The following is a 12,009-nucleotide window of genomic DNA, read 5'->3' on the forward strand; positions in this document are numbered from 1 at the left end:
CCCGGTCGGCATGCGTCCGGCGCTGCGTTACCGCGATGCCAGGGCCGCTGCACTCTTCTTCGGCTGAGCATCCTGCATCCGCTGCGCCGCCTGCCACCAGTACTTGCCCGCACGCTGCTGCGGATCGCGGATCGCGAGATACGTCGTACTCCAGAGCTGCGCCGCGTTCGCCTCGGTGGCGTCCGCGCTGCGCGTGCCGAATGCATCGGTCTGGTACTTGCCGTTCACGTAGGACCATGTCCACATTTCCGACGTGCGCATGTCGCGTCCGTTCGAGATAACCTGCCAGATTGTCTGCCGCGCCTGCGTGAGCAGCGTGCGTGTCGCGGCCGACAGGTCCTGGCGCGCGAGCTGGCGATCGAGCCCGGCCACCCACATCGCCTGCTGCCACGACCAGATTACCGTGCCGTGATACGCGGAACTGGTGAACTTCGGCCACAGCGCCTGGCTTGCATACGCAGGATTCGCGATCAGCATCCCGGCATCGGTCACGAGCCCGGTCGGGAACGGCCGCGTGACGTCGGCGACGATCCGCTGAAGCTCGTCGTCCGGCGGCGTGCCGAACAGCAGCGCGAAGCCGCCGTCGGAATTCATCACCGGGATCGGATTGCCCTGCTGATCGAGCGACAGCGCGTAGAACGCCAGCGGCACGCCCGGTGCGGTGCCGGCCGGCACGCCGGTGGACGGCGCATAGGCCGACACGTCGGTGGCCGCCTGTGCGGCCGGCACGCTGACCTGGAACAGCGGAGGTGCCTGCGTCTCCCACGTGGCCGCCTGGTTCGCCGTGTTGGCGAGCGTCGCGCGATGTCCGGCATCCAGATACGGATCGAGCAGGCCGCGTGTGAGGAATGCGTTCGCCGCGCGCAGCGCGGCCGGCACGAGCACCGCATTCACGTCGTACGGGTAGACGCCGCCGCCAAGCCCGTCGGTACTGTCGCGCCAGTTGCCGACGATCTCGCCGGGCCGCAGGTGGATCAGGTTCGCGACCGACGGCTGCTGCGCGAACGGCTGCGCGGTCGTCGCGACGTGCAGCAGGTTGACGACCAGGCGGCTGCCGTTGGTCTGCCCGTCGCTGCCGCGCTGTGCGAGATACGCGGCCGCGCGGGCCTGGCCGCGCGTATCGTCGATCAGCCACGCGGCGGCGATCGGCGCGAGCAGGTAGTCGCTGTCGATCATCTTGTAGTCGTAGGTTGGCGTCGAATCGTTCGGCCGCCCGTTCTTCTGGTTGTCGACGAGCGCGAATTCGCCGATACCTTCCTCGTGCGCGACCTTGCCGTCGGTCGCCAGCCGGCTCAGCACCGACGACAGGCCGGCCTCGATCGCCGCGGGTTCGAGCACGGGCATCAGCATGCGCACCGAGATCAGCGTGTCGCGACCGAAGTAGGTGTCGTACTGCCACGAGCCGGCCAGCAGCTTGTCGTGGAAGCTCAGGAACTCGAGCACGTTCTGGCTCACCGGGTCGGGGTTGACGGACGGCGCGAGCAGGTCGGCACGCGTGATCGGCGACAACGGCGTCTCGCCCGACAGCGCATCGACATGCAGCCGCAGCGTGCGCGAGCCCGCCGGTGCGCTCAGGACGAGCTTGCCGCCCGCTGCCGGCGCGATGCTGCCGCCGTCGCGCAGCGTGATGCGCAGCGAATAGCCGGGCGCGCCGTCGATCCGGTCGCGTTGCCATTGTGCGGCACTGCCCTGGACCGTCGGCGCGGTGAGGATCTGCTGCGGAACCGTTGCGCCGCCGTTGAAATCGCGCAGGAAGCGCACGTTGCTGAGCACGCCCTGGCGGATCGTCAGCGTGTTGGTGTCCACCGACACGTCGGCGCCGATACCGTACAGCGGGCGGCCGTGTGCGTCGGGTGCCGATAGCGCGGACGGCGACGTGTCGAGGCTCCAGGTCACCGGCTGCGCGGTGTCGTCGAACCACAGCCCCGTGCCGCTGTTGCCGGCGGGGAAGACCACGAGCAGGCGCGGCTTCGTCGACGAGCGCGCGAGCAGGTGCGCGGCGACCTTGTCCTGCCGGTAGAACGCGTTGATCTGGCCACCGGTGTCCATGCGGAACGACAGCGCGGCCTGGTTCGATGGCGGGTTGGCCGGCTGGATGTCGTCGTCGTTGCAGGCGGCGAGCAGGCCGGCGCAGACGAATCCCGTGCACAGCGATTTCGCGAAGCGATGCATGTCACGTCCCTCCTGATGACTGGCGATTTTTATGAGAATTATTGAATGAGCAGGTGCTCGGTCTGCTTCACCCGGCATTATGGAATTCCTGGAAATTATGGAATTGATCCAGGCGTGCTGCTGGGGTGAATTGAATGGGAAATAACCCGTTCTCGGTTAATTCCAGAATTGAAAACAATAGTAGATGCTGCCTCGGACAGGCATGAAAGACAGCTCTGCTGGCGTCCGAGTGCAGTGCCGCCGTTGGTGCGTGCACGGCGTGAAAAACGAAACGTAAGCCACCGTAGGGGATTCTAAAGTTACGAGAAAGTCGAAGTCAATAATGATTTTATGGTTTTCGAATGGTGTTCTGAAAATGAGGCCGCAATTATTGCTTGCCGGATCGGTAAAATATGCTAATTCATGAGGAGTGAAGATGCGCCGATTATCGAGTTCGGTGAAAATCGAATGGCAATCGATGTCCGTATTGGCGATTGATTTCGAACCGGGATTGAATCGTGACGGTTCGTCTGTCGCCACGTCTCGGGCGGTGCAAACGGAAGGCGCGGAACGCGATGGATTCGGCGATACGGAGCGGTGAGCAACCGGCGTTCCTGCGACCGGGCCGGCGGGTGATCCCGAGAACCGGATTCCATGCGATCGCGCCAACCGCGTCGGTAAGTTTGGTAGGCTGGGGGCCCGCCTCCGTTTACCGAATTGACGCAGTCGATCATTGATGCGATTCGATATCCGTCATTTGCGGGGCTGACGATTTTGCGACAGAGCGACTCTTCATCGATGGTCGATGATGGTTGACGTCGCGTTTACTCCGGAGCATGCACCGTGCTGCACGTACCCGACGATTCAGTGGTCGTATTGGTTGATTTTCAGACGCGGCTGATGCCGGTGATCCACGAAGGGGTATCCGTCGTCACGCAGGCGGTCCGGCTTGCCCGTATTGCGCAGATAGTCGGCGTGCCGGTGATGGGTACCGAGCAGAGCCCCCTCCAGCTGGGCCGGAACGTGTCGGACATCAAGGAGCTGTGCTCGAGCACGGTCGTCAAGGACCATTTCGACGCGTGCGCCGAGGGACTGGTCGATGCATTGCCGGCCGGGCGCAATAGCGTCATCGTCGCCGGTTGCGAGGCGCATGTGTGCGTGTTGCAAACGGCGTTCGGGCTGTTGCGCAGCGGCCGCAACGTCACGGTGGTCAGCGATGCAGTGGGGTCGCGCAAGACGATCGACCGGGACGCAGGGATCGCTCGGCTCGGGGCGGCGGGGGCGCAAATCGCGACGGTCGAGATGATCGGGTTCGAGTGGCTGGGATCCAGCCGGCATCCCCATTTTCGCGATGTGCTGCGCCTGATCAAATGAGTCGCGGCGCCCCGCGCGCTGACGGAAACAGCGCTCCCGGAGCCGGCAGGTTGGGCCGGCTTGCTGCCGGCGGTCGCGGGCGGGATCCTCGCGTCGGCGGGCGACACGGAGAACATCGGGCATCGTTGCCGCTGGTATGAAATGATGCCCGTTTCGAGCCCAGCCTTTCAGCGCATGGCCGCGCGGTCCGGCACGCGAGTGAATGGCGGGGCGGCGGAACATGCGTGACCGGCTAGGGTTTCAGCCGGAATGGCGGATCAATGCGAACGGGAGCGAACGAAGCGATTAGACACATTGATCCAGGCCGCTCCGGGCTGGGCCGACAGTCACCTGCATGCGTTCGAGATTGCGGGGGAGCGCTACGGCATCCCCGATCCGGAGTTCGGTTTCCGTGAGCCGGTGATCTACGAAGCCCGGGCGAGGCTCGGGCAATGCCCGGACGGTGCCGCGGCACTGCATACCTCCATGACTTCGGCGACGACTGGAGGCACAAGATCAAGGTTGAAAAGGTCCTGCCGGCAGAGACCTGCCCGTATCCCTTGGACCTCGGTGGCGCCAACGCGTGCCCTCCCGAAGATGTCGAGGGGGCTTACGGATACGATGAATTCGTCGAGGTGATCGCCGACTTCACGCGCCCCGTGCATGAACACATGTTCGACTGGCAGGCGGGCGATTTGATCCCCCCGCAAACGACCACGACCGCATTCAGACCGGCCTTCAGCGCATCAAGCTCTGAGCGTCAAGATGGCCTTCGTTCGACGGCTACCTCTCTCGACAGTTGGAGCCTTCACAAATCTCGGGGCGGTTCACTCCGCTCGGGACGGAAACTTTAGAGATTGGCTAGCAACCGCAACTGATGCTGGGTCTCGGTCCCCATTACGAGTACATAGAACCGCGCCTCGCGACGCTCAGGCGCTGAAAGATTTTGTGTGTCGGAAAACGTGTTCCATTCGTCACCGTCGATGTGCTCAAGTTTGCCATGGGTCCGTGCAAAGGCAAGCAACAACCGACTCGCTTCTCGTCGGATAACGATGCGGTCCACATTCAATACATAAGGTCGCCAGCCGTCCAGGAGCACAACGTAGTGAGGTACGCAACGTCGGTCGACTATCATCGTCGGTGTTGCCATTCCCCGAGATCTGGTTAGCAAGTCAGACTCCTTCCAACGTAGCCATCCGCATAGGTTTTTCAATGTGGAAGAATGGTTCCGTCAGCTATGTTCGTCGCGTTCGAGCGATCGACATCGCTCGTCAACCATACTGTGACGTTAGCCATTCCTCTGCCCATTTGTTTGCGTACGCAACTGCATCGTCACGACTGTAGAAGGCAGCCAGATCGCTGCTATTGTGTACTTCTTGCTCCGTGCCATTCATCAGTATCGTGGTAATCCGCACGTGCGCGACATACTGAACATCCGCTCTGCGCGGTGTCGAATCGATCCGGAATCGTGTTGAATTGAAGAGCATTTTTCCTCCAAATTCTGTATTTCGGTGATCGAGTCAACGACTGACGCTTTCTCCTCGTTAGCTTGCGGCTGTTGCTCGAGCGCTCGCCCCATCACAGGGCGGTTGCTGTCAGACACGCTCCCGAAGGTACTGGATGCACTTTAGTCGTATACCTAACCGATTTGCGGGCGCACCTTGCGGGTGGGTTGTCGAGTCATGTGCCACACCAGGACGCTGTTCAGGAGGCGTGGAGCTATCCACCGGGTGGACGGACTTCGCTATCTGAAGAGCAGCATGGCCTATCCAGACGCGATCGCGCCACTCGCATTTCGCTCGATGGACGATTAGCCATGCCTGCAATGATTCAACTAGCTGATGGGGCGACAGCCACTGACGAGTTTTCCTTTGGGTGACGAGTTGCAGCGCAACAAGGAAACAGAGCAGATCCACATACCTGGTTGCGACGCGCATGGTTGGTCTTCTGGCTTTCAATGTTTGTGAACGCGTCGGCGTGAGCCCATCCTCAGATACTGAGCGCCTTCTCAATTGCGGCAATCAATTTGAATGCGTCGTCCCGACCGATCAGAAAACCCCGGCTGGTGTACTCGCACCCGAATGCATAGAAGCTAGGTAACAGGGTCACCATGTCTTTCTGCTGATTGAAATCGACTTCGCATTTAGTCAGCGGGAAAAACGGAGGCGCCTCGGTCGGCATGTTGTACACGATGCCCTCCTAGTACATTTTCCGGGGCGGCAACATGCGTTTCGCACGCAAGCGCTGCCTGGCAACGGCGCTGGCCTTTTTGCGCTTGCGTTCCGTCGTGGGCTTTTCATAGCCGGTGCGGCTGCGCAACTCGCGAATCAACCCGGTTTTCTCGATGCCACGCCGGAATCGCCGCAGCGCGACATCGATCGGTTCGTTGAGCTTCAGAATAATTGTCGTCATGTAGATCCTGTTTTGAAAGATTCGAGCGTACAGCTAGCCGAGTCGTGTCATGACGGCGCTGGCTATCTCGTCGGATTCGAATTCCGAATATCCGGCCCCGATCGATAGTGCACGTATAGCCACGAACATTTGCAGCTCATGTTGATGGCACATCGCTGAATCGGCGATTCTGGAGGGCACGACGGTGTCGATCCGGGTGACCTCATTTCGTCTGATCAAGCCGAGTAGTTCGTCGATGATCATTTCGCCCTCCAAACGACCGGGAAATTGTGTTGCGCTGGCGAGTCGCTTCAGCGTGCGCTGGAAAAGAAACCCTGTTTTTCGCGATTGTCGTCGATGATGTTCTCGGCAAAGCGCACCGAGGCACGACGGGCGTCGCCGGCGCTGTCAAATGGCGAGGTGTCGCGCAATCTGAAAGTCTGGCTTTGTGTCAGCGTATCGGTGGTCCCGCGAAGGCAAATCTTGACGGCCGCGTCGAACCCGGCATCGTAGTTATGCGGGCTGCCATTCGGCGCCGGCACGTGCGGGTAAATCAATGGGTAAATCTCGAATCCACGATAGACGTGCATGCTCATGACAAACTCCTGGCGTTCGGCCACGACGAGTCGCATGGGCGAACACATCCAGCCGGTGTCCCTGTTGCGGAGCGGGCTGGTTGGTGAAGGGGACTACGTTGCAGCGCGAAGGAGGGGCGATGCAGCAAGAGGGCGGATGGAGGGGCGAAAGATCAGAGGACTGATGATCTCCCTGATGAACCCATCATACGCGCATCGTTTGACGCACGTATGATTTATTTTGGGTACGAACAAGAACGTGTCGGCATGCGGTGCGACAGGCGTGCGGTATCGGCTTGCGAGTGGCAGGGGGTGACATCGTCACGTGTCCACTCGATGACACCCGTGATCAGGCGAGCGTCGAACGAATCTCTTTGTCGTCGAAGCGGCCGGCGCCCGGTCGTCTCCGTGCCGGAAATCGATGCGGTCGTTGGTCCGGTCGTAGGCGGACAACGCCGGCCTTACGCGAGCCCCTGCGAGGATCCCGATGCGGTGCCTGCGCATGCGTTCCGATGCGTGCGCGGCGACGGTCGCGCCGTTTTCCAGTGTCACGCGGAATCTGCTCTCCGAGAGGACTTCATCGACAACGCCGTCCGGTTCCAGGCGTTCTTCCTTTGTCGCGCCAATGTCTCTCGTCAGAGCGACGACCTTCACTCGAAGGCAAGTTCGCTGTTACAACCGGCTCAATCCGCTATTGCGGCGCGAGAGGGCGCCTCTTCGGGCGCGAGTTCGTGCCAGAGGGAGGCTTCGGCGGCACCCAGTTCAATGCGGTGCCCAGCTTGGGCAGGATCATGGCCTGCTTGGCACGCGGAGGGGCCTTGTTACTGCGAGGCTGACTTCGGGTCATGCGGATTCTCCTGATGTGCGGCTTGCGGGGAGGCGGTGGGCATGGCGCCCGATCGCACTCGTGCGGCTGAACACGCGCGCTACGAGCGATATTTGCGTATCGACTACGCACTTGGTCGACAGCCGGATGGGAGACGGATGGTCGGGCCTGGTCTGCGTCGAGTCGCGTTGCATCTACGACGGAGGGTGCAGCAATTGAAGCGGCAGTGAGGTGTCGCTTCGTGAGCAGGACGGATGGCGTCGCGCGATTACAGCGGGGTAATGTTCGATGCTTGCAGACCCTTGGGGCCATTCTTTGTCTCGTAGCTGACTTTCTGACCTTCCGCGAGGGTCTTGAAGCCGTCGCTGCGAATTTCCGAGAAGTGAGCGAACAGATCGTCGCCGCCGCTGTCGGGGGTGATGAAGCCGAAGCCCTTGTTGTCGTTGAACCACTTGACGGTACCGGTATCCATGGCAGATCTCCTGAAAATGGACGAGCACATGCGCCTCGAATGGACGAGGAAAAGAAATCAAGGAGGGAGAGGACAACGAATACCGCAGGTAGCGGTCGATGATGAGCAGCAATCGCGCTTCTTGAATACTTCAGCGACCGACAGTACGCGTCGTCAAGAAATGTGTCAAGCGCTTTTGGCCAGGCGTCGTGCACCGACCGACGTTGATCAATTCTTCGAATTGCGAATGAATTTTCAGGTAGCGACACTGGGCGTCATGGCTTTTGCGAACGACTGGACGATGCGTGAAAGCGCTGACAGGCGCGTTCACGCGGCAACGTTCCGAAACGAGTGTGGATCACGTCGTCTCGTTCTCGAAACAGACCGCCTGGTGACACAGCTGCAAGGTGATCATTGATCCCGTCGTTCCGGGTGGCGAATCGCGATGGCGGGCACCGGTGATCGTCAATTCGCGGACACGGCACGTTGACGCTGGCAAAACGCTATCGTCGTGGGTGCTTCATTTCCTCGGCTTCCACCGCGGCGAGTCGTTCCTCGCTTGCGGAAACAGATTCCATGGCTTCGTCGATCGATGCCAATGCATACTCGCAAGCCAGTTTCGTTTCTTCAACCGTAGGCTCTGGCTCCGCATCGTCGCTGGGTGGAGGGGAGAGCATGTCTCCGAGCATCATCGCCAGTTCAGGGGTGTCCCATTGCTCGCCCCTTTGTTCCTTCTTCTTTATATGGTGCCGGATTTCCGCGTCTTGCTCTGGCGAGAGTGGAAGGTGTCGAAACGTGTTGCTTGGTTTGGCGTCAATCATGATGTTGCCCTGAAGGTTGAATTCGACTTGCTTGAACTGCCTCCCGGATTGGACGAGCCCAGGAAAATGATGAGGCTGACGGAACAGGTTGCTATTTGCAACTGCGCGAATTGTGGATTTGTTCGAGGCGTCCCAAAAGCTCATCTACTTGGAGTTCGAGGACCTTGTTTCGCTGAGATTGCCTGCGGAGTCTGTTGAGCTTGACTGTCCAATACGATGGATTGCTGACAGGCGATCTGTCGATGAAGGCATGTTCTGCTTGCTCAAGGAGTCCGATCGCTCGCCTGATGTGGACCAACTCGCGCTCCACTTCGCAGTACCAGCTCATGTTTGCCGCCTGTTGTTGACGATTTGCATCTTGACTTGCTGCCCCGCCAGAACACCGGGGTTCACTCAGGGGCGCAGGAGCCGACTCCCAGCTGTGTCGCTGCCGCGCGGCGGGTGTGGTGAGGGGGGAATGTGGTGCGCAAGTAGGGCGCGACACGGACTGCAGGGGAGGGAGGGCCGTTAATCCACAAATGGAGCCCGGACGAAACCATCATACGCGCATCGCCGGTCAGGCAACTGTTTAATTTCGGTTGCGACGAAGAACACGCATCGTTGAATGCGAGATGAGTCACCATCCCGACTACGCGCCAGCCAGCGCCAAACCGTCCAGCATGAGCTAAGCAAGATGATCAAGACCCGAGGCCGCTTCCCGACCGACCATGCGGCAACGAAACTGATCTGGCTGGCACTGCGCAACATCACGGCTGACTGGGGGCGTGCCGCTCACGACTGGAAGACAGCCATGAACCAGTTTGGTAGGCTTGTTGCCTGCCTATGTTTGTCGGATCTTGATGCCGGCAAGTGGCATGGTGAAAAAGAGGTATCGTCTTTGGATGGTCGAAATGATACCCCCCTTTATCCCCCTATTTTTCGGCCGGACGCGATTTTCGGCGAACGTGAGCGAACGGTAGAAGGGCGTAAGGTGCCCAACCGGCAAGGGTTTTGGGCAAATTGCCGAACCATCACGAACAGGAGCGAACAAAGTGATCAGACATATTGTCATGTGGAAGTTGAAAGAATCGGCCGAGGGCGCGACGCGTGCACAGAACGCGCTGAAGCTGAAGGAAAAGCTCGAAGGCTGCCGCGACCTCGTGCCAGGCACGCTGCAGATCGACGTCGGCGTGGCGACGCCGGGCCTCGATGCGACCGCCGACATCGTGCTCGTATCCGATTTCGCGGACAAGGCCGCGCTCGATGCGTACCAGGTGCACCCGGTTCACCAGGAAGTGAAGAAATTCGTCGTCGCGGTGGCCGAATCGCGCGAGTGCGTCGACTACATCGTCGACACCGCACGATGAGCGACGCGGCAACCCCGACGGACGGCCCGTCGATCGAAAGCCCGTTCGTCGACCTGCTCGGTGTGCAGCTCGTGTCCGCGAAGGACGGTGCGAGTGAGCTCGTGCTGCCGCTCGAAGAGCGGCACATGAACACGTGGAGCATCGCGCACGGCGGCGTGACGATGACGCTCGCGGACATCGCGCTCGCGATGGCTGCACGCAGCCTGACCGACGACGGTGTTGGCGTCGTGACGGTCGAGATGAAGGTGAACTTCATGCAGCCGGGTCGCGGCGAGTTGCGCGCTTACGGGCGCGTGATGCATCGCTCGACGACGATGGCCTACTGCGAGGGCGAAGTGCGCGACAGCGACGGCAATTTCGTTGCGAAGGCGCTCGGCACGTTCAAGTACATGCGGCGGCTCGCGGTGGGCCGCGACATCAAGCGGCAACGCTCGCGCACGGCGCCTGACGCCCAGCCCGGCCCGAGCGACGCGTAAGCGCCCGGACGCACGGCCCTGCCGCTTCACGGGCAGGGCCGTTTTGTTTTGCGACGCGTCCTGGTGCACCGGAATTTCGATACGCACGGCGCGTAACGCTTGCCCGGCGCGCGCATGGCATCATGCACACTTGTTCGTTCACGGTGCCCCGCATGCGCCGTCCTAACCGATGCCGCTGAATCCGAAGATCGCCCAGGTGCTCGACATGATCGAGCGTGCGAAACGTCCGTCCTATCACCATCAGACGCCGCAGCAGGCGCGCGCCGCGTACGAGAAAAGCGCGCCGATTCTCGACGTCGCACCGGCGCCGATGCATTCGGTCGAGGAATGCGTCGTGCCGACGCGCGACGGCCGCACGATCGGTGCACGGCTGTACTTGCCGGTCGCACCGAGCCTCGCGGAGCCGCTGCCCGCGCTCGTCTACTACCATGGCGGCGGCTTCACGGTCGGCAGCGTCGATACGCACGACGCGCTGTGCCGGATGTTCGCGCACGATGCGCAATGCGCGGTGCTGTCGGTCGGCTACCGGCTCGCGCCGGAACACCGGTTCCCGACCGCGGTGAACGACGCCGACGACGCGTTGCAATGGTTGCATCGCGAGGCCGCCACGTTCGGAATCGACGCCGACCGTTTGGCCGTCGGCGGCGACAGCGCGGGCGGCACGCTCGCGACCGTATGCGCGGTGCTCGCACGCGACGCAGGCATTCGCCTGGCGCTGCAGATGCTGATCTATCCGGGCGTGACGGGCTACCAGGACACCGAATCGCATGCACGGCTCGCGAGCGGATACTTGCTGACGCAGGACACGATCCAGTGGTTCTTCACGCAATACGTGCGCGATCGGGCGGACCGCGACGACTGGCGTTTCGCGCCGCTCGACGGCATGCGCGATGCGCCGTCGTTTTCGGGCGTCGCGCCGGCGTGGATCGCGACGGCCGAATACGATCCGCTGAGCGACGAAGGCGCCGCATATGCGGACAAGTTGCGCGCGGTGGGCAACGTGGTCACGCTGGTTTGCTATCCGGGGATGATCCACGAATTCTTCAAGATGGCCGGCTACGTGCCCGAGGTACGGGCCGCGCATGCCGATGCGGTCGCGGCGCTGAAGGCTGCATTCGACGACGTTTGATGGCGATGGTTGAGCGGCGTACGCGCCGCATGGGAGCTGCGATGACGGACGGCGTGGTGGAAACCGGCGACTGGACGGTACTGGGCGGCGACGCCGCGCGGATTCGCGACGCGGTGTTCGTGCGCGAGCAGCAGATTCCGCCGGAATGGGAGCTCGACGAAGACGATCCGCTGTCGCTCCATGCGGTGGCGTACCGGGTCGATGCGGCGACCGGTATACGCCGCGCGGTCGCGACGGGGCGGCTGCTGCCGTCCGGCACGATCGGGCGCGTCGCGGTGCTGGCCGACGCACGCGGGCAGGGCGTCGGGTCAGCCGTGCTCGACGCATTGCTGGAGGCGGCGCGGCGGCGCGGCGAAATCGTCGTGCGGCTCTACGCGCAGGATTCGGCCGTGTCGTTCTACTTGCGGCACGGCTTCGCGGCGGTCGGTGAACCGTTCGTCGAAGCCGGCGTGCCGCACGTCGAGATGGCGCGCGCGCCGTAGCACGGCGC

Annotated in this window: 16 protein-coding genes and 1 pseudogene; 8 read left to right on the forward strand and 9 right to left on the reverse strand. The window is 61.9% G+C overall.

Annotated features, from left to right (window positions below; translation table 11 throughout):
• Nucleotides 1–27: 27 nt before the first annotated feature.
• The gene (locus HWX39_RS19650; protein WP_175969593.1) at nt 28–2,172 is read right to left on the reverse strand and encodes a hypothetical protein; all 2,145 of its coding nucleotides are present in this window, start codon (nt 2,170–2,172) and stop codon (nt 28–30) included.
• Between the two features lie 415 nt (nt 2,173–2,587).
• On the opposite strand from HWX39_RS19650, the gene HWX39_RS19655 reads away from it, so the two are divergent.
• The gene (locus tag HWX39_RS19655) at nt 2,588–2,752 is read left to right on the forward strand and encodes a hypothetical protein (RefSeq protein WP_175969594.1); all 165 of its coding nucleotides are present in this window, start codon (nt 2,588–2,590) and stop codon (nt 2,750–2,752) included.
• Between the two features lie 242 nt (nt 2,753–2,994).
• Nucleotides 2,995–3,525 carry an isochorismatase family protein gene (locus tag HWX39_RS19660; protein ID WP_175969595.1) on the forward strand — a complete coding sequence of 177 codons (531 nt, stop codon included), beginning with the start codon at nt 2,995–2,997 and terminating at the stop codon, nt 3,523–3,525.
• 1,250 nt (nt 3,526–4,775) lie between these two features.
• On the opposite strand, the gene HWX39_RS36330 is transcribed toward HWX39_RS19660, so the two are convergent.
• From HWX39_RS36330 to HWX39_RS19695, 7 genes are all read right to left on the reverse strand, one after another.
• Nucleotides 4,776–4,991, reverse strand: a complete 216-nt coding sequence (locus HWX39_RS36330; RefSeq protein ID WP_244135054.1) for a hypothetical protein — start codon at nt 4,989–4,991, stop codon at nt 4,776–4,778.
• 502 nt (nt 4,992–5,493) lie between these two features.
• Nucleotides 5,494–5,694, reverse strand: coding sequence for a hypothetical protein (locus HWX39_RS19670; protein WP_175969597.1), 201 nt, complete (start codon nt 5,692–5,694; stop codon nt 5,494–5,496).
• A gap of 9 nt (nt 5,695–5,703) precedes the next feature.
• The gene (rpsU, locus tag HWX39_RS19675; protein ID WP_175969598.1) at nt 5,704–5,916 is read right to left on the reverse strand and encodes a 30S ribosomal protein S21; all 213 of its coding nucleotides are present in this window, start codon (nt 5,914–5,916) and stop codon (nt 5,704–5,706) included.
• A 33-nt stretch (nt 5,917–5,949) separates the two neighbouring features.
• A complete protein-coding gene (locus tag HWX39_RS19680; RefSeq protein ID WP_175969599.1) occupies nt 5,950–6,159 on the reverse strand; it encodes a hypothetical protein in 210 nt (69 codons plus the stop codon).
• Between the two features lie 47 nt (nt 6,160–6,206).
• Nucleotides 6,207–6,491: a hypothetical protein gene (locus tag HWX39_RS19685; RefSeq protein WP_175969600.1), complete on the reverse strand. Its 285-nt coding sequence runs from the start codon at nt 6,489–6,491 to the stop codon at nt 6,207–6,209.
• Nucleotides 6,492–6,791: 300 nt separating this feature from the next.
• Nucleotides 6,792–7,097, reverse strand: a complete 306-nt coding sequence (gene infA, locus HWX39_RS19690) for a translation initiation factor IF-1 (protein WP_175969749.1) — start codon at nt 7,095–7,097, stop codon at nt 6,792–6,794.
• 467 nt (nt 7,098–7,564) lie between these two features.
• On the reverse strand, nt 7,565–7,768 hold the full coding sequence (locus tag HWX39_RS19695) for a cold-shock protein (protein WP_175969601.1): 204 nt from the start codon (nt 7,766–7,768) through the stop codon (nt 7,565–7,567).
• Between HWX39_RS19695 and HWX39_RS19700 the strand changes: the two genes are divergently transcribed.
• Nucleotides 7,767–8,165 (forward strand): hypothetical protein, encoded by a 399-nt coding sequence (locus HWX39_RS19700; protein WP_175969602.1) that lies wholly within the window; start codon nt 7,767–7,769, stop codon nt 8,163–8,165. The genes HWX39_RS19695 and HWX39_RS19700 overlap by 2 nt on opposite strands.
• Before the next feature lie 85 nt (nt 8,166–8,250).
• Here the strand turns inward: HWX39_RS19700 and HWX39_RS19705 are convergent, their stop codons facing one another.
• Nucleotides 8,251–8,568, reverse strand: coding sequence for a hypothetical protein (locus HWX39_RS19705; RefSeq protein ID WP_175969750.1), 318 nt, complete (start codon nt 8,566–8,568; stop codon nt 8,251–8,253).
• A 646-nt stretch (nt 8,569–9,214) separates the two neighbouring features.
• Here HWX39_RS19705 and HWX39_RS19710 point away from each other — a divergent pair.
• From HWX39_RS19710 to HWX39_RS19730, 5 genes and pseudogenes are all read left to right on the forward strand, one after another.
• Nucleotides 9,215–9,370 (forward strand): annotated as a pseudogene (locus tag HWX39_RS19710) (IS256 family transposase); the annotation flags it as partial.
• 229 nt (nt 9,371–9,599) lie between these two features.
• A complete protein-coding gene (locus HWX39_RS19715; protein WP_119337996.1) occupies nt 9,600–9,914 on the forward strand; it encodes a Dabb family protein in 315 nt (104 codons plus the stop codon).
• Nucleotides 9,911–10,390: a PaaI family thioesterase gene (locus HWX39_RS19720; RefSeq protein ID WP_011352338.1), complete on the forward strand. Its 480-nt coding sequence runs from the start codon at nt 9,911–9,913 to the stop codon at nt 10,388–10,390. The genes HWX39_RS19715 and HWX39_RS19720 overlap by 4 nt, the downstream gene beginning before the upstream one ends.
• Nucleotides 10,391–10,559: 169 nt before the next feature.
• Nucleotides 10,560–11,519 (forward strand): alpha/beta hydrolase, encoded by a 960-nt coding sequence (locus tag HWX39_RS19725; RefSeq protein ID WP_175969603.1) that lies wholly within the window; start codon nt 10,560–10,562, stop codon nt 11,517–11,519.
• A 41-nt stretch (nt 11,520–11,560) separates the two neighbouring features.
• Complete coding sequence (locus tag HWX39_RS19730) at nt 11,561–12,001, forward strand: GNAT family N-acetyltransferase (RefSeq protein ID WP_175955898.1); 441 nt, start codon at nt 11,561–11,563, stop codon at nt 11,999–12,001.
• Nucleotides 12,002–12,009 lie beyond the last annotated feature (8 nt).

Source organism: Burkholderia sp. BCC0322 (assembly GCF_902833045.1).
Taxonomy (GTDB): Bacteria; Pseudomonadota; Gammaproteobacteria; order Burkholderiales; family Burkholderiaceae; genus Burkholderia.